The sequence below is a fragment of the Rhizobium sp. 42MFCr.1 genome (assembly GCF_000377185.1).
GTDB classification, from domain to species: Bacteria; Pseudomonadota; Alphaproteobacteria; order Rhizobiales; family Rhizobiaceae; genus Rhizobium; species Rhizobium altiplani.
The window spans coordinates 18,921-35,491 of sequence record NZ_KB897851.1 but is presented as its reverse complement, the minus strand read 5'-3'; the positions used below and the strand labels follow the sequence as shown (position 1 = coordinate 35,491).

The 16,571-nt window shown below is 61.1% G+C and carries 12 protein-coding genes, 1 tRNA gene and 1 pseudogene; 3 read left to right on the top strand and 11 right to left on the bottom strand.

The genetic code is table 11. The annotated features are described in order from the left end of the window. Nucleotides 1-12: 12 nt before the first annotated feature. Nucleotides 13-598: pseudogene (locus tag C934_RS32515) on the top strand (transglutaminase-like cysteine peptidase). Nucleotides 599-658: 60 nt separating this feature from the next. On the opposite strand, the gene C934_RS0124635 reads toward C934_RS32515, so the two are convergent. From C934_RS0124635 to C934_RS0124615, 5 genes are all read right to left on the bottom strand, one after another. Next, nucleotides 659-919, bottom strand: coding sequence for a hypothetical protein (locus C934_RS0124635; protein ID WP_018117109.1), 261 nt, complete (start codon nucleotides 917-919; stop codon nucleotides 659-661). A gap of 149 nt (nucleotides 920-1,068) precedes the next feature. Continuing rightward, nucleotides 1,069-1,145, bottom strand: a tRNA-Met gene (locus tag C934_RS0124630). Between the two features lie 110 nt (nucleotides 1,146-1,255). Next, nucleotides 1,256-2,455, bottom strand: coding sequence for a tRNA 2-thiouridine(34) synthase MnmA (gene mnmA / locus C934_RS0124625; RefSeq protein WP_018859230.1), 1,200 nt, complete (start codon nucleotides 2,453-2,455; stop codon nucleotides 1,256-1,258). A gap of 177 nt (nucleotides 2,456-2,632) precedes the next feature. After that, nucleotides 2,633-4,042, bottom strand: a complete 1,410-nt coding sequence (gene chrA / locus C934_RS0124620; RefSeq protein ID WP_018859229.1) for a chromate efflux transporter — start codon at nucleotides 4,040-4,042, stop codon at nucleotides 2,633-2,635. Further along, nucleotides 4,043-4,858 (bottom strand): chromate resistance protein ChrB domain-containing protein, encoded by an 816-nt coding sequence (locus tag C934_RS0124615; RefSeq protein ID WP_018859228.1) that lies wholly within the window; start codon nucleotides 4,856-4,858, stop codon nucleotides 4,043-4,045. A gap of 304 nt (nucleotides 4,859-5,162) precedes the next feature. On the opposite strand from C934_RS0124615, the gene C934_RS0124610 reads away from it, so the two are divergent. Then, nucleotides 5,163-6,371: an MFS transporter gene (locus tag C934_RS0124610; RefSeq protein WP_018859227.1), complete on the top strand. Its 1,209-nt coding sequence runs from the start codon at nucleotides 5,163-5,165 to the stop codon at nucleotides 6,369-6,371. 61 nt (nucleotides 6,372-6,432) lie between these two features. Here C934_RS0124610 and C934_RS0124605 read toward each other — a convergent pair whose 3' ends face one another. Both C934_RS0124605 and C934_RS0124600 read right to left on the bottom strand, forming a co-directional pair. Beyond that, nucleotides 6,433-8,523 (bottom strand): putative bifunctional diguanylate cyclase/phosphodiesterase, encoded by a 2,091-nt coding sequence (locus C934_RS0124605; protein ID WP_018859226.1) that lies wholly within the window; start codon nucleotides 8,521-8,523, stop codon nucleotides 6,433-6,435. Between the two features lie 140 nt (nucleotides 8,524-8,663). Continuing rightward, nucleotides 8,664-9,086 (bottom strand): MerR family transcriptional regulator, encoded by a 423-nt coding sequence (locus C934_RS0124600; protein ID WP_018859225.1) that lies wholly within the window; start codon nucleotides 9,084-9,086, stop codon nucleotides 8,664-8,666. A gap of 71 nt (nucleotides 9,087-9,157) precedes the next feature. Here C934_RS0124600 and C934_RS0124595 point away from each other — a divergent pair, with 71 nt between their 5' ends. Further along, a complete protein-coding gene (locus C934_RS0124595; RefSeq protein ID WP_018859224.1) occupies nucleotides 9,158-11,398 on the top strand; it encodes a heavy metal translocating P-type ATPase in 2,241 nt (746 codons plus the stop codon). A gap of 27 nt (nucleotides 11,399-11,425) precedes the next feature. Here C934_RS0124595 and C934_RS0124590 read toward each other — a convergent pair whose 3' ends face one another. From C934_RS0124590 to C934_RS0124565, 4 genes are all read right to left on the bottom strand, one after another. Beyond that, complete coding sequence (locus tag C934_RS0124590; protein ID WP_245268003.1) at nucleotides 11,426-12,613, bottom strand: transporter substrate-binding domain-containing protein; 1,188 nt, start codon at nucleotides 12,611-12,613, stop codon at nucleotides 11,426-11,428. Between the two features lie 654 nt (nucleotides 12,614-13,267). Then, nucleotides 13,268-13,426 carry a hypothetical protein gene (locus C934_RS0124575; RefSeq protein WP_018859220.1) on the bottom strand — a complete coding sequence of 53 codons (159 nt, stop codon included), beginning with the start codon at nucleotides 13,424-13,426 and terminating at the stop codon, nucleotides 13,268-13,270. 147 nt (nucleotides 13,427-13,573) lie between these two features. After that, complete coding sequence (serA, locus tag C934_RS0124570) at nucleotides 13,574-15,169, bottom strand: phosphoglycerate dehydrogenase (RefSeq protein ID WP_018859219.1); 1,596 nt, start codon at nucleotides 15,167-15,169, stop codon at nucleotides 13,574-13,576. 86 nt (nucleotides 15,170-15,255) lie between these two features. Further along, complete coding sequence (locus C934_RS0124565) at nucleotides 15,256-16,434, bottom strand: phosphoserine transaminase (RefSeq protein ID WP_018859218.1); 1,179 nt, start codon at nucleotides 16,432-16,434, stop codon at nucleotides 15,256-15,258. Nucleotides 16,435-16,571 lie beyond the last annotated feature (137 nt).

The window sequence follows — 16,571 nt, the reverse complement described above, 5'->3', positions numbered from 1 at the left end:
TCAGCCGATAGGATGTTTTCGACGCGGACCTTGGCAGCTTTCGCAGCGTTCACGCTTGTTTTCACAGCGTTTTCTGGTGAGAGCTATGCAGGATCCGCCCTGCGCGCATCAGGCGCCATTGGAGCGCCGATAGGCTTCCCCTCGGCTTGCACGCGCTATACTTGGCTTTGCCATGGCAACGGCGGCCACGAGATGACCGACGAGAAGGCTATGCCTTTGCTTCAAAAGGTGAACGGGCAGGTCAACGCTGGCGACGGACGCACAGACATCGGGGAAATCCGAATACTGGTCGCTTCCCATCAACAACAAAGGCGACTGCGAAGACTATGCCCTACTGAAGCTGAAAACCTTGCTGGGCGCCGGCTTTGCGTCGAACAAACTGGCGCTTTCGGTTGTCATCGATCGCCGCGGCAACAACCATGTCGTCCTGCTGGCCCGACTGAGATCCGGCGATTATGTTCTCGACAATCTTGCAGGCAAAGTAAAACCCTAGGCAAGCACGGGATATACTTTTCTGGCAAGCCAGAACTTCAACGACAGAAGCGCCTGGCAAGTAACGCTGGCCGGCCCGAGAGCGGACCAATATTCCGGAACGTAGAGCGCTGCGAGCAATTCTCCGCTTGCCGGCCGGCCGCGAGCCTTCGCGACGATGCAAGGGCTAGTGGACGGACGGGTCCTCTTCCTCCAGAAATGTTCGGATCCCCTCGCGTGCGATCGTCGCCAGGAACTCGTCAAAGGCCTCGCGATCGGTCGCGAAGGGCTCTTCCCATTCGATGAGATCCTCGTGCTGGGTCACCACTTCCATTTTCCAGTCGCCATTCGTACCCGCCGGACGGAAGATGTCGACGAGCACGGTCACGCCATCATCGGTAAACTCACCGGCAAGCTCGGAATGTTCCAGTTTCGGCTTCTTCGCCATTCTCAAATCCGATCCGTGATTTTCGCCGAGCAGTCTAAGCGACAATGATGACAACAGCGCAGACCCATGGTGCACAGGGGTAAGCAACGGAGAAAGGCCCGCAGCCAAGGTTTATGGGAAAGTCCACAGAAGAAAATGCGTCATTTGACTGGTAGCGGAGGAGGGATTTGAACCCCCGACACAAGGATTATGATTCCTCTGCTCTGACCTACTGAGCTACTCCGCCACTGGTCAACGGTGCCGTTCGCGATGCGCTCGGCCCGTGGGATGAGCGGCTTATAAGGTGCGCTTCGGCTTTGTGTCAAGCGCATGATCGAGAAAATACCACAGGCTTTTTCAGGCCGCGACCGGGCTGGCCAACAGCGCCTTCAGCGAAGCTTCCGCCGCCGGTTCGCGCTCGGAGCGTTCGATGAAACCACCGCCATACACGCGGGCGTCGTCGCCGGGTGCCGAATAGAGCGCACAGGCCTGGCCCGGCGCAACGCCAGCCTCGCCAACCGCGAGGTCGACATAGATGCCGGTCGCATCGGCATGCAAGACGGCAGGCGTCGGCGCGCGCGTCGAGCGAACCTTGGCAAAGCACACGAAGCCCTCGCCCGAAGCCGCCTCGACAAGCGGCTCGTCACCCAGCCAGTTGACATCCCGCAAATAGACGCGGTGCGTCTCCAGCGCCTCCTTCGGCCCGACAATGACCCGGCGCGAGCGGGCATCGAGATAGACGACATAGAGCGGCTCGCCGGTGGCGACGCCGATGCCGCGGCGCTGGCCGATCGTGTAGTGCAGGATGCCTTCATGCTGGCCCAGCACGCGGCCGTCGAGATGGACGATCTCGCCTGCGAGTGCCGCATTCGGCTTCAGCTTGTTGATGATGTCGGAATATTTGCCCTGCGGCACGAAACAGATGTCCTGGCTGTCGGCCTTCTTGGCGACGACAAGCCCCATCTCTTCGGCAAGCTTGCGGGTTTCTGCCTTGGGCAGACCGCCGAGCGGAAAGCGCAGGTAATCGATCTGTTCCTGCGTCGTCGCGAAGAGGAAGTAGCTTTGGTCGCGATCGGCATCAGCAGGGCGATAAAGGGCGCGGCGACCGGGATTGCCGGGGGCCGGATTGGCGCGGGAGCGAATGTAGTGGCCAGTCGCCAGCGCGTCGGCGCCAAGCTCCTTTGCCGTTGCCAGGAGATCCGCGAACTTGACCGTCTGGTTGCACGAGACGCAGGGGATCGGCGTCTCGCCGGCCACATAGCTTTCCATGAAGGGGTTGATCACCGTATCCCGGAAGCGCTTTTCGTAATCCAGGACATAGTGAGGAATACCGAGCGTTTCGCAAACGCGACGCGCATCGTCGATATCCTGGCCGGCGCAGCAGGAACCGGCACGGTGAACGGCCGCGCCGTGGTCGTAAAGCTGCAGCGTAATGCCGAGCACGTCATAGCCCTGGCGCTTGAGAATGCCTGCCACCACGGAGCTATCAACGCCGCCGGACATGGCGACGACAACGCGGGTATCTTCCGGCCTCTTGTCAAAATCCAGTGTATTCACGGGTGGCTGCCAATTCTAAGCTTGTTGCGGTCCGCCCATCTGAGCCGGCGGATTTCCTGCGTCCGAGCGGGATCGGCCGCCGGACTTTCGTGGCGAGGATATAGAAAGGATTGGGGTCCGGCGCAAGAGGAAGCAAGTTTCATCACTCGCGCCGCCCTGGTTCGCAGCGCGGCTCGATCAGGACGACGCGATCAGCCTCCACGCCATTCCGGCAGCAGCACATCCAAGCAGTGTGGGGATCACCGACATCCTGAACCGGAAGATCGCAACCGCTGCGGCAAGGCTGAGAGCCAGCGACGGCAGGGCGAGCGACGACCAGACCGGCAGTTCGACCCATAGTGGACCGAACTGATGGACGCGAGCCTCGACAAATAGAAAGTGCAGACCGAACCAGATGGCGAGGTTCAGTATCACACCCACCACGGCAGCGGTGATCGCCGACATTGCACTTGCGAGCGCCGCATTTCCCCTGAGCTTTTCAATGAAAGGCGCACCGAGAAAAATCCAGAGGAAGCACGGCACGAACGTGACCCAGGTCGTCAGCATCGCCGCCAGCGTGGCTGCGGTCATCGGATCGAGGCCAGCCGGGTCGCGATAGGCGCCCATGAACCCGACGAACTGTAGAACCATGATCAGCGGCCCCGGCGTCGTCTCGGCCATGCCGAGTCCATCTAGCATCTCCGTCGGCCGCAGCCAGCCATAGTGCTGCACCGCCTCCTGCGCGACATAGGCGAGGACGGCGTATGCGCCGCCAAAAGTCACCACGGCCATTTTGCTAAAGAAGATGCCGATCTGCGTGAACACATCATCTCCGCCACGGAAGACGTAGAGCAGCAGAAGCGGCCCGAGCCAGAGTGCCAGCAACACAGCCGAGATCTTAAGCGACCACACCAGGTTTGGCCGCGCATGAACCGGCGTTTCCTCACCAAGCGCGGAGTCGGCATCGGCAAGGATGTGACCCGCCGCAGTTTTGTGGCCATTACCCACCTGGAAGAGCCTTGAACTGGATTTGGAACCGAGGAAGCCTGTTATCGCCGCCGCCAGAATGATGAGCGGGAATGGGACGTGGAGCACAAATATCGCGAAGAATGCCACTAGCGCGATAACGACCATCGCGGGATTTTTGAGCGCCCTGCCCCCGATCCGAATGACCGCTTGCACGACGACCGCAAGCACGGCGGCCTTGAGGCCGAAGAACATGCCTTCGACGGCCTCGACGTTGCCAAATATCACGTAGACGTAGCTTAAGGCCAGGATGGAGAGGAAGCCGGGCAAGACGAAAAGGATGCCGGCCACAAGGCCTCCTGCCGTCCTGTGCATGAGCCAGCCGATATAGATGGCGAGCTGTTGCGCCTCTGGCCCGGGTAACAGCATGCAGTAGTTGAGGGCGTGCAGAAAACGGTGTTCGCCGATCCACTTCTTTTCGTCGACGACGATCCTGTGCATGACGGCGATCTGCCCGGCCGGGCCGCCGAAACTCAACGCCGCCACGCGCAACCAGACGCGAAGGGCCTCGCCGAAGGAGACACCGTGACCCGTCCCGCCCGTCGTGTCGTCGGCGGGCCTGTTCGTGGCAAGATTGGTCATCTAACTTCCCTTCTTCGCCGAGGGCCAGTTGTGCGTTTCGTCGGTCGCGTCGCGGCACCATCGGTAGAAGGCATCGTAAAGGGTCATGCCGGCCTGCAATTGCTCGAGGTCATCGGCAAACATCCGCGAGAGCCCGAGCGAAGCCGCCAGCAATCCCGCTGCTTCGGGTGCGAGATCGAGCCTTGCGGTGTCGGCAGCCCGGACGATCGTCGCAAGCCTGAGGAGCGGCTGGGATTGAAGGGTGAACTCCTCCAGCATGATATCGAAGGAGCAACGCTCGCCACGATGGCTCCAGAAGACATCCTCGATGTCGAACGGTGTTGCGCCGAACCGGTCGGCGACCATCAGCACTTCAGCGGTGGGAACGAACAGGAAGACAGCCGATGGATCGACGAAGCGGCGGATCAACCAGGGGCAGGCGATACGGTCGATCTTCGGGCGCGCGCGCGTGACCCAAACCGTCCGCCCCTTCGCGTCCCGCGGCGGCAGCTTATCGTCCGGCACGGCGAGACCGCCTGCCTTGAGCCATGCCTCGAACCCGCCTTCCAGTGTTTCGGCCTGCGTACCCATGACGCGAAGATGCGCGGCAACGCCGTGGCTAAGCTTGGCGCCGTGGTGGCAGACAATGACGGCCGGACCGTGGATTTCGGCACCCCACTCCTCCACATCCTTGAATGGCTTGCGGATCGATCCGGGAATGAGACGAGAATCTGCGGAAAAGTCCTCGTCATTGCGCACATCGATCAAGACAGGCGCACCCGGCGTGCCGATGAGGCGGTTCAGTTTGTCGGCTGAGATTTCGGTGAATGACGGCATCGCGCGTCCTCCGTTTTAGCGGCTTCGTTGGACGCGACTCTTCGGCTGGCGCCTCGTGGGGTGATCGCGACCCCATGGACCATATGATCCACGCGTGAATCGGCTATGTCAACATTTTCCGCCTGCTTGCGCTGCCGGCAAACAATTGAGATGTAACGATTGATCCCGCAGCGGCGGCTAGACTGAAGTGTCCGAGCGCACGAGGAGGACGATATCACGCTAGGCTTCGGACGCTTTTTCAGGTCGCCGTCAGATTTCAAAAGCAGAAGACCCTGGCGGGTTCGTTTGTGAAAGGTAGTTCGATATGGTCGACGTTGCCGGCTCGCGACCCGCAGCCCTGCGGGCGATCCCGAAAGGCGTCTGGGCTCTCGGCTTCGTTTCGCTGTTCATGGACATCTCCTCCGAGATGATCCACGCGCTGCTTCCGGTCTACATGGTTGCCATCCTCGGCACTTCGGCATTTGCAGTCGGCGTGATCGAAGGCATTGCCGAGGCGACCGCCGCCATCACCAAAGTGTTTTCCGGAGCGCTCAGCGATTGGCTTGGCAAGCGAAAGCTGCTCGTGGCCCTGGGCTACGGAATGGCCGCGCTGACAAAGCCAGTGTTTCCCCTGGCACCGTCGCTGGGCTGGCTCGTGACCGCGCGTTTCGTGGACCGCGTTGGAAAGGGCATCAGGGGCGCACCGCGCGACGCCTTGATAGCCGACATCAGCCCGAAGGAAATCCGCGGCGCAAGTTTCGGTCTGCGTCAGTCGCTGGACACGGTCGGCGCCTTCCTTGGGCCGGCACTGGCCTTGGGTCTGATGTGGTGGACCGCCGACCACTATGCGACGGTCTTCTGGATCGCCGTCATACCGGCGTTCTGCTCGGTCGCGATCATCCTCTTTGTCGTCAAGGAACCGCCGCATGCCGACCAAGGGCGCGCTCGGGTGCCGCTCCGAGCCTCGGAACTCGTTCGACTGCCTGTGATCTACTGGCTGGTCGTTGCCGTCTCTGCTGTCTTCACCCTTGCACGGTTCAGCGAGGCCTTCCTCATCCTTGATGCTCAACAGATGGGACTTCCCGTCATGTTCGTTCCGATCGTCCTGATCGTCATGAACATTGCCTATGGAATCTCGGCTTATCCGGTAGGCGTCATGGCGGATCGTGTCGACAGGATAACCCTGCTGATGGTCGGGCTGGCGCTTCTCGTTCTCGCCGACCTCAGCCTTGCGTTTCTTCCCGGGCTGGCAGGCCTCGGGATTGGAGTACTGCTGTGGGGGTTCCACATGGGCTTTACACAGGGCCTGCTGGCGACCCTTGTTGCGGATGCCGCACCCGCCGAACTGCGCGGAACCGCCTTCGGCATCTTCAACCTGATTGCGGGTGTCGCTCTTCTCGCCGCGAGCGTGCTCGCCGGCGCCCTCTGGGATTGGGGCGGACACCAGATAACCTTTCTCGCCGGCGCAGCCTTTGCCTCGCTCGCCGGCCTTTCGCTGCTTCCGTTGAAAAGGCGGCTTAGAACTGCTTTATAAATCAGGAGCTTGCCCCGTCAGCGATCCACGCAGCAAAGCTGACACCTTCGAGGTAATGATTTCAGGAGCCGGTCGCGGCAAGCAAGGGAGAGGCTCCGCCGTAAATCAGGGCCTCCGCCTCGGCCTGTTGCATAGGCGTGCCAAGCAGGAAGCCTTGTACTTCGCTGAAGCCTTCGGCGCGCAATTTCCGTAACTGCTCTTCGGTCTCGATCCCTTCCGCAAGCGTTGTCGCGTTGAAACCAGAGCCGATGCCGACGACCGCCCGCACGATCGCCAAGTTACCCGGATCCGTTTCGATGCCGGAGACAAAGCTGCGGTCGAGCTTGATCTTGTCGAAGGCAAAGGCGCGCAGATAACTGAAGGAGGAATAACCGGTGCCGAAATCGTCAATGGCGATGCGGATGCCGAGTTCCTTCAACGCCCGCAAGAGCGGCAGGCTCTGCTCAACGTCGGCGAGGAAGACTGACTCGGTGATCTCGATCTCAAGGCGTTCAGGACGGAGACCGGTCTCATCCAGTACCGCAACAACGGTCGCAAGCAGGCTGTTGTGGCGAAACTGGCACACGGAGAGATTGACGGCGATCTTGAGGTGATCGGGCCAGGCCGCCGCCGCCCGACAGGCTTCGCGCAGCACCCACTCGCCGACCTGAATGATAAGGCCCGTCTCCTCGGCGAGGGGTATGAATTCCATCGGCGGGACCAGCCCTCGTACGGGATGGCGCCAGCGGATCAAGGCCTCGAAGCCCGCCAGACCATCGTCGTCAAGTTGCACGATTGGCTGGTAGTGCAGTTCAAACTGGCCCTTTAGCAGCGCCTCGTGAAGCTCGGCCGTGAGCATGTGCCTGCGCTCGGCTTCGAGGCGCATTTCAGGAAGATAAAAGCGATAGGTCGAGCGACCACTTTCCTTCGCTGCGTAGAGCGCAAGGTCCGCGTTTCGCATCAGGACATCGTCGTCCTCGGCGTGCTCCGGCGCAAGCGCAATGCCGATGCTGCAGGTGACGTGCTCGTCGACGCCATCAAGATCAAATGGGGCCGATAACGATCGGAGCAGCCGTTCGGCAAAGCGTTCAATGTTCTCACGTCGCTCCAGTCGGAGCAGCAGCGCAAACTCGTCGCCGCCGAGACGCGCGACGAGGTCGCCATCGGCGACAAGCTGCATCAGGCGCCCTGCGACCTGGCATAGCAGCGCATCGCCCGCGGCATGCCCTTTGCTGTCATTGATATGCTTGAAGTGGTCGACATCGAGGTAAAGCAGCGCCAGCGGGTTTTCCGTCGTGGCGACCGGTGCCTCCCGCTGGATATGATCGGCGAAAGAGGCGCGGTTCGGCAGGCCCGTCAGCGCATCGTGCATTGCCATGTAAGCGAGACGAGCCTCGACCGATCGCTCCTCGGTCACGTCCTGGGAAATGCCCAGGACATAGCGCGGCACGCCGCCGTCCGGTGCGGGCAGAGCCCGCTTGATCGTCCGCAGAATCCGCGGCGTCCCATCGGCGCGCTGCATCGTCTCTTCGAAGCTGATGGTTGTACCTGCCCCGAGAGCTCGGGAATCCTGCTCGCGAAAGATCGCCGTTTGCTTCTCCTCGAAAATGATGGAGTCGCTCTGACCGATGATACCTTCTGGATCGTGGCCGACGATGACCCCACACGCTTCGTTGAAAAGGATGTAGCGTCCGTCTTCTTCCATGTCCTTCACGAAGACGCCTACGGGCAGGTTGTCGACGATACTGTCCAGCATTGAGCGTGTATCGCTCACCTGCCTTTGGGCTGCGTTGACCTCGGTCCGGTCCTGCACGATCGCGAGGATCGCATCCCGTCCGTCGAAGCGAACCGCCCGTCCGTAGGTGAGCACTTCCAGGGTTTCGCCATTGGCCTTCAAATGCGTCCAGCGCTCCGCACGCTCCATATCCGTACGGGCCTGCACGGCATCGCGCATTCGCTTGCGCTCTTGCTCCGGCCTGATGTCGAGGACCGTCATGCGCGCGTAGTCCTGGCGCGAATAGCCGTAGAGATCGACGGCAGCATTGTTGACGATCAGGAAGCGAAGGCTGCCGGGTTCGTAGACCCACATCGGCGACGGATGGGTTGCAAACAGCGACTGAAAATCATCGTTCGGCGCATCGATCGGAGCAAATGCTTTCTGGAAACCGGTCATACTAGATCACAAGAAGTAATGGCAGCGGATCGACGGGTTATAGGTCGAAAAGCTAAACAAAAACAGAATCATAATTCGCACAAACTTTAGGCGCAACGCCTTTGGATTGTGCATTGCGGTATTTCTGCCTCCCCTCCCCATCAGTGATGGGCATGGCTGCACTGGCCGTGATCCGCCAGCACCTCGATGACACGGCACTGATCGACACGGCCGTGACCGCAGCCTTCCACCATCAGCTCCAGCTCCGCTTTCAGCGCCATCAGGCTTCGGATCCTCTGCTCGACTTCGATTAGGCGGGCCTTGGCGATCGCGTCTGCAGAGGCGCATGACTGGTGCGGGTCGTCCTGCAGGGTCAGGAGGGTGCGGATCGCCTCCACTTCGAAGCCAAGCTCGCGGGCATGACGGATGAAGGCGAGCCTGCGCAGATCCGCCGGCTCGTAGGAACGTTGGTTGCCTTCGCTCCGGTTCGGCTCCGGCAGGAGGCCGATGCTCTCGTAGTAGCGGATCGTCGGCACTTTGACGCCGCTTTTCCGGGAGGCTTCGCCGATCGTGATCGTTTTCATGATTTTCCTCTTGCACCTCTAGTCGCTAGAGGATGTAGGGAGGATGCTTCTGTCTGACAAGGAAGCGGATCATGGGTGAAACGGTCGAGAAACGTTACAGGGTTGGCGGCATGGATTGCGCCAGCTGCGCAGCCAAGATTGACACCGCCGTCCGACGCATCCCAGGTGTCGAAGACGTTTCTATCTCCGTGACTGCGGGGACGATGACTGTACGCCACGACGGCAGCAGCGATCTTGTCGCCATCGAAAAGAAAGTGACGAGCCTTGGCTATTCCGTCTCGCAGGTGACCGGAAGGATGCCAGTGGATACACAGCCGGCAGACCATTCCCACCATGACCATGACCACAGTAATCACGACCACGCGGGGCATAATCACGCAGGTCATGAGCATGTAGCGGAAAGAGTGCCTGACGCGCTGGAAGGGCTCCACGGTCACGAGGCCCCTATGGCCGGACCTTGGTGGCACAGCAAGAAGGGCCGGCTGACAATCTTTGCCGGCGCAGCCCTCGTTATAGCTTACGTCATCGGCCACCTCGTGCCGGCAATTGCGCCCTACGCGTTCATCATGGCAGTGCTCGTCGGCCTTGTTCCAATCGCCCGACGCGCAATCGTCGCTGCCTTCGCTGGCACGCCCTTTTCGATCGAGATGCTGATGACGATCGCGGCGGTTGGCGCGGTGATCATCCAGGCCAGCGAGGAAGCCGCCGCCGTGGTCTTCCTGTTTCTGGTTGGCGAACTGCTGGAAGGCATCGCCGCCGGCAAGGCACGCGCAAGCATCCAGTCGCTGGCGACCCTGGTCCCGAAACGCGCCTTCCTCGAAGAGGATGGCAAGACCCGGGAAGTGCCCGCCGAGAGCCTCGCCGTCGGTTCGACGATTCTGGTTCGTCCGGGCGACCGCATCGCAGCGGATGGCACCATCCTGTCCGGCGAAAGTGCAATCGACGAAGCGCCGGTCACCGGCGAAAGTACGCCCGTGCAAAAAGGCGTGGGCGACACCGTTTTTGCAGGTACCGTCAACGGCGACGCGGCTCTTCGGGTCAAGGTGACGGCAGCGGCGGCGGACAACACGATTGCGCGTGTCGTCCGGCTGGTCGAAGCGGCGCAGGAATCAAAGGCGCCGACGGAGCGCTTCATCGACCGTTTCTCTCGTTACTATACGCCCGGCGTCGTCGTGGTTGCCGCCCTTGTCGCGATCCTGCCGCCGCTTCTTGGCGGCAGCGCCTGGAACGAATGGATCTACAAGGGCCTCGCCATATTGCTGATCGGCTGCCCCTGTGCCCTCGTGATCTCGACCCCGGCCGCGATTGCCGCCTCGCTTTCTTCTGGAGCGCGCCGCGGTCTGCTGCTGAAAGGCGGCGCGGTTCTCGAGACCCTCGGCAAAGTCACTGCCGTAGCATTCGACAAAACAGGCACGCTGACGGAAGGCAAGCCGCAGGTGACCGATGTGATCGCGTTTGGAAAGGACGAAGGCGAAGTCCTGAAATATGCCGCTGCCCTTGAGACAGGATCCAGCCATCCGCTGGCGCTTGCAATTCTGGCGCGAGCAACCGCCGCCGAGATCACCCTCCCCGCAGCAAGCAACGCCAAGGCTCTGGGAGGAAAAGGCATCACCGGGACCGTCGAGGGCCAACCCGTATTCTTCGGGTCTCCCAAAGCCGCCAGCGAACAAATCCCTCTTTCATCGGATCAGGTCGCGCGCATCACGGCGCTCAACGACGATGGAAAAACAGTTTCGGTACTAATCGTCGGCGACACGCTGGCAGGAGCCATCGCCATGCGTGACGAACCGCGCGATGACGCCGAGCCCGGCCTTGAGAGATTAACCGAGGCAGGCATCAAGACTGTCATGCTAACGGGTGACAATCACCGTACCGCAAAAGCAATTGGCACACAGCTCGGCATCGAGGTACGCGCCGAACTGATGCCGGAGGACAAGCAACGCATCGTGACCGAGCTGAAGCGCGGCGGCCTGATCGTTGCCAAGGTTGGCGACGGCATCAACGACGCCCCTGCCCTTGCGACCGCCGATGTCGGTATCGCCATGGGCGGCGGCACCGATGTGGCGCTCGAAACTGCCGATGCCGCGATCCTGCATGGTCGCGTCAGCGACGTTGCGGCGATGATCGCGCTCTCCAAGCGCACCATGCGCAACATCGTCCAAAACATCACCATCGCGCTCGGCCTGAAGGCGGCATTTCTCGTGACCACCATCGCAGGCATCACTGGCCTCTGGCCGGCGATCCTGGCCGATACCGGCGCAACGGTGCTGGTCACCATCAATGCGCTGAGACTGCTGAAGCCGGCCAGGTAAGGGGTTAAGCAGGCACCGCTCTTTCGCTCATCGTTTTTCTCCGAGGTACTGAAAGATCGTTCGTTTCCAACGCGGATCGTGAATCGCCTGAAGGACGGCTACGTCGATTGCCTTTCGATACGGTCTGCCGAGCGGCATGGCGAGCCCGTAGCTTTGGGGCTCGAAATCGACATCTAGGACTTGCACGCTGCTGGAGAAATGCTGCTCCACAGTCCACGCTAAAAGCGGCTTGTCGTAGACGAAGGCATCGATCGATCCTGTTTCGAGCGCCTTCAGCCCGTCGGCAACCTGGGCAAATGTGCGGTGCTTGATGCGCTCGCCGTCCAGGAAGCCGATGGTCGCCGAATTGGCAAGCGTGCCAACGCGCACGCCCGGCAGATCCTCCACGCCATTGACCAGCCCGCGCATCTGCCTCGTCGTCAGTGCGGAAGTGACGCTGGCGGTGAACACGGCGATCGTGATGATCGATACCACCATCCAGATGATCGCAAGCGCCCTCCCCGCAACGGTGATCGGCCCGCGATGCCCGGTGCTTGCCTGCGTCATGGCCTCCGCGGACCACCAAATGCTCGCTCCCAAACCGCGTCCGACCGGTCCGCCGAAGTCGTCGTTGTGGCGCCGCTCGAACAGCCACACCAGTGCGCCGACCAGCAGGGAGATACCGATCAGCGCTCCCGCCGCCTGCAGGAATCCCGCTGAGATCATTGTCCGGGTGATTTCGCGCCACACCGACACGCTGTTGACCGACACAGCGATCCCCAGGCCGGTATCGTAGAAGGGCTGACTGAAATCCACGCGGCGTTCGCGGTCGGCCGTGATGGTGATCGCTGCGACGGAAACATCGTAGTCGCCCCGCGATGTTGCTTCGATGAGTTTTTGAACATCGGGCTCTTCGGCGAGGCGAAACTGCAGCCCTAGCTTCTGCGCGACCTCGCGCCAGAGCTCAATGGAAATGCCGCTCCAATTGCCATCGGCATCCTTCATCGCAAATGGCGGTGCCTGCTTGGTGCCGATAACAAGTTCGCGCTGAGGGAAATCTTGCCTGTCGGTCTGCTGCGGAACCTGCCCATAGACATAGGCGCAGCCGACTGCAGTTCCACTGAAGGCCGAAAAAGCGATAAGCGCGCCCCGGATATGGCGGCCCGCAGTGCGCACCCACCCACGTATGCCAGTCGCAAACGCTGCAACGGAGACTGCCACGATACCCGTTCTCACCAGCCTCCAACTCCGAAAAGAACCGCGCGCCAAGGCTGCCTAGTCCTGGGCAACGGCCTGGGCAGCGGTCCGAAGCGAGCCACGAAAGAACGCAAATTAGAAGTACGTTACGGTAAAATTTGCGCTTCGCCGCCCTTCATACGCCTACGATTATCAAAGGCACCGGGTCAGGTACAAAACCTCTGCGTTAGTCTCGCTGCGCAATTTGCACGCAGTGGGAACATTTCGCTCGCTGGGGCGTTAACGTTGAGAGGAGGAGTAACATGACGAATGACTTCAACAGACCAAACCCAACGAATACCTCGGCGTCCAAGAGCAGGACGCTATGGATTGTTTTGGCAGCCATTGTCGTTATCGTAGCATTAGCAGCCACTTATTGGCCGAGAACACAAACCGGTTCGACCGCGACGGCACCGAACGCACCGGCTCCGACCACTTCCGAGCCGGCGTCACCGCCACCTGCATCGACTGCACCCGCGACACCGCCAGCAGCTGAGACTCCTGCCGCTCCAGCTCCTGCTGCCCCGGCTACCGAGACTCCGGCCGCCCCGGCGCCAGCCGCCCCGGCGCCAGCCGCTCCGGCTCCAGCGAACCCGCAGTAGTCGCGAGACCCCTTGCTCAGGCGGGTTTAACCTGCAAGGCCGGCCGCTCGACTTAGTTCGCGCCGGCCTTGAGGATGCGATGCGTGCTGACATCCAGCGCATTGCCCGCTTCCCTGCCGTCCTTGGCAAGACCGTTCGCCGTGTTTGCGCAAGCTGACAGGCTGATGAGTGATGCGAGCGCAAGGCCGATAGCGACGACTGACTTTGTCATGAAAGCTCCCAAATTGGTTGTTCAACAACCGTAGAAAGAGACCGATGGTCGCCCTGGCAGTGATCAACGTGGTCGACCGAAAGACAAAACGAGAAAACCCGGCGCAGGTTCCCACGCCGGGTTTTCTCATTGCCTTGGGAGCAAAACTCAATCGACTGAGAACACCAGCGGCTTTGCCTGGCGGATCGCAGAGTGTGCTGTCAGCTTGGCCAGAACCTCATCGCCAATCGGACCATCGACGTAAAGCAGCGCGATAGCATCGCCCCCCTGCTTGTCGCGGCCGAGCTGGAAGTTCGCAATGTTGACGCCAGCGGCGCCTAGCGTCGTACCGATGAAGCCGATCATGCCGGGTACGTCGGTGTTGGCGATGTAGACCATGTGCGAACCGACATCGGCATCAAGGTTGATGCCCTTGATCTGGATGAAGCGCGGCTTGCCGTCAGAGAAGACCGTGCCGGCGATCGAACGTGTCATCGTGTCGGTCTTGACGGTAAGCTTGATGTAGCCGTCGTAGACGCCGGTTTTGTCACGCTTGACCTCGGAGAGCACGATGCCCTTTTCCTTGATCATGATCGGCGCCGAAACCATGTTGACGTCGGCGACCTGGTTGCGAATGAGGCCGGCGAGCAAAGCCGAGGTCAGCGCCTTGGTGTTCATCGTGGCCGTCGCGCCATCGTACAGGATCTCGATTTCCTTGATCGGATCTTCCGACACCTGGCCGACAAAAGCACCGAGAACGTCGGCAAGCCGGATAAACGGCTTCAGGATCGGTGCTTCTTCAGCAGTGATCGACGGCATGTTGATGGCGTTGGAGACCGCACCCTTGACGAGGTAATCCGACATCTGCTCGGCGACCTGAAGGGCGACGTTTTCCTGTGCTTCCGTGGTCGACGCACCCAGGTGCGGCGTGCAGACGACGTTCGGCAGGCCGAACAGCGGGCTCTCCTTGGCGGGCTCGACCTCGAAGACGTCGAAGCCGGCGCCGGCGACGTGGCCGGACTTGATGGCTTCTGCGAGCGCTGCTTCGTCAACCAGGCCACCACGGGCGCAGTTGATGATGCGAACGCCGGGCTTCGTCTTGGCGAGGTTTTCCTTGCCGAGGATACCGCGGGTCTTGTCGGTCATCGGAACGTGCAGCGTGATGAAGTCGGCCTTGGCCAGCAGCTCGTCGAGCTCAACCTTGGTGACGCCCATTTCCTGCGCGCGCTCGGCCGACAGGAAGGGATCGTAGGCCAGAACATGCATGCCGAGGCCGATAGCCTTCTTGCAGACGATGCCGCCGATGTTTCCGGCGCCGATGACGCCGAGCATCTTGCCGGTGATTTCGACACCCATGAACTTCGACTTTTCCCACTTGCCGGCCTGCGTCGAGGCATCGGCCTGGGGCAGTTGGCGGGCAACGGCGAACATCAGCGCAATGGCATGCTCGGCCGTGGTGATCGAGTTGCCGAACGGCGTGTTCATGACGATGATGCCTCGCTTGGAGGCGGCCGGGATATCGACGTTATCGACGCCGATGCCGGCGCGACCGATGACCTTGAGATTGGTCGCAGCGGCGATCAGCTTTTCCGTCGCCTTGGTGGCGGAGCGGATGGCGAGACCATCGTAGTTGCCGATGATTTCGGCGAGCTTGTCCTTGTCCTTGCCGAGCTGCGGCTGGAAATCGACTTCGACGCCACGATCACGGAAGATCTGGACAGCGGTTTCCGACAGTTCGTCGGATACGAGAACGCGAGGTGCCATTGCGGGGCTTCCTTCAAAAAGTTCAGCGATGGATGAAATCAGGGATACGAGGCTCCGCCCGTTCGGCGGAGCCGGATGCTATCAGCTCAGGCAGCAGCCTGGGAAAGCGTCGCCTTCTGGGTCGCGAACGCCCAGGAGAGCCACGGCATCAGCTTCTGCATGTCGGCAGTCTCGATCGTGGCACCTGCCCAGATGCGCAGGCCCGACGGTGCATCGCGATAGTGGCCGATGTCATAGGCGACACCTTCCTTGTCGAGCAGGCTGACGACGCCCTTGGCGAAGTTCGCCTGACCATCGGCGTCGAGCGCCAGAACGTCCTTGTCGACGATCTTCAGGCAGACGGACGTGTTGGATGCCGTCTCCGGCTTCACCGCCAGGTTGGCGATCCAGTCGTTGGCAGCAACGAAGTCCGCGATTACCTTGGCGTTGGCATCGGCGCGGGCCATCAGGGCCTTGAGACCGCCGACTTCCTTCGACCAGAGCAGTGCATCGATATAGTCCTCGACGCAGAGCATGGACGGCGTGTTGATGGTCTCGCCGCTGAAGATGCCTTCGATCAGCTTGCCACCCGAAGTCATGCGGAAGATCTTCGGCAGTGGCCAGGCCGGCGCGTAGGTGAGCAGACGCTCGACAGCGCGCGGAGACAGGATGATGACGCCATGTGCGCCCTCACCGCCCAGAACCTTCTGCCAGGAGAAGGTGACTACATCGAGCTTGGCGAAGTCGAGATTCTGTGCGAAAGCGGCCGAGGTGGCGTCGCAGATCGTCAGACCCTTGCGATCAGCCGGAATGAAATCGGCGTTCGGAACGCGAACACCGGAGGTGGTGCCGTTCCAGGTGAAGACCACGTCGCGGTCGAAATCGATGGTGGAAAGATCCGGCAGCTCGCCGTAGCCAGCTTCGATCTTGCGGACGTCTTTCAGCTTCAGCTGCTTGACGACGTCGGTAACCCAACCAGCGCCGAAGCTTTCCCAGGCGACCATGTCGACGCCGCGCTCACCGAGCAACGACCAGAGGGCCATTTCGACGGCGCCAGTGTCGGAAGCAGGAACGATACCGATGCGATAATCCGCCGGCACTTCCAGAACGTCACGGGTGAGATCAATGGCCTGCTTGAGCTTCGTCTTTCCGATCTTCGCGCGGTGCGAACGGCCAAGAGCCGCATCGGAAAGGGCTTCGAGCGACCAACCGGGGCGCTTCGAGCAAGGGCCAGAGGAAAAATGAGTATTGTTCGGACGTACGTCCGGCTTTGCGGTCTTCGCCATGTGCTATCCTTCCAGATAGATAGCTCCTCGTTGGGGAGGAGTGTCCCGCCGCCGTCGTTATAGGGCGGTGGGATCGAAGTCAAGCAGCCGCTGTCGCTAGGAGAGAGATTTTTAGCGTATGCGCGTCATTGCGCCGC

Excerpts from the sequence above, each read along its gene's own strand:
- C934_RS0124610 (WP_018859227.1), top strand. The coding sequence starts at position 5,163 with ATGGTCGACGTTGCCGGCTCGCGACCCGCAGCCCTGCGGGCGATCCCG.
- serA (WP_018859219.1), bottom strand. The coding sequence starts at position 15,169 with ATGGCACCTCGCGTTCTCGTATCCGACGAACTGTCGGAAACCGCTGTC.
- C934_RS0124600 (WP_018859225.1), bottom strand. The coding sequence starts at position 9,086 with ATGAAAACGATCACGATCGGCGAAGCCTCCCGGAAAAGCGGCGTCAAA.
- chrA (WP_018859229.1), bottom strand. The coding sequence starts at position 4,042 with ATGACCAATCTTGCCACGAACAGGCCCGCCGACGACACGACGGGCGGG.
- C934_RS0124565 (WP_018859218.1), bottom strand. The coding sequence starts at position 16,434 with ATGGCGAAGACCGCAAAGCCGGACGTACGTCCGAACAATACTCATTTT.
- C934_RS0124615 (WP_018859228.1), bottom strand. The coding sequence starts at position 4,858 with ATGCCGTCATTCACCGAAATCTCAGCCGACAAACTGAACCGCCTCATC.
- C934_RS0124575 (WP_018859220.1), bottom strand. The coding sequence starts at position 13,426 with ATGACAAAGTCAGTCGTCGCTATCGGCCTTGCGCTCGCATCACTCATC.
- C934_RS0124635 (WP_018117109.1), bottom strand. The coding sequence starts at position 919 with ATGGCGAAGAAGCCGAAACTGGAACATTCCGAGCTTGCCGGTGAGTTT.
- C934_RS0124605 (WP_018859226.1), bottom strand. The coding sequence starts at position 8,523 with ATGACCGGTTTCCAGAAAGCATTTGCTCCGATCGATGCGCCGAACGAT.
- C934_RS0124595 (WP_018859224.1), top strand. The coding sequence starts at position 9,158 with ATGGGTGAAACGGTCGAGAAACGTTACAGGGTTGGCGGCATGGATTGC.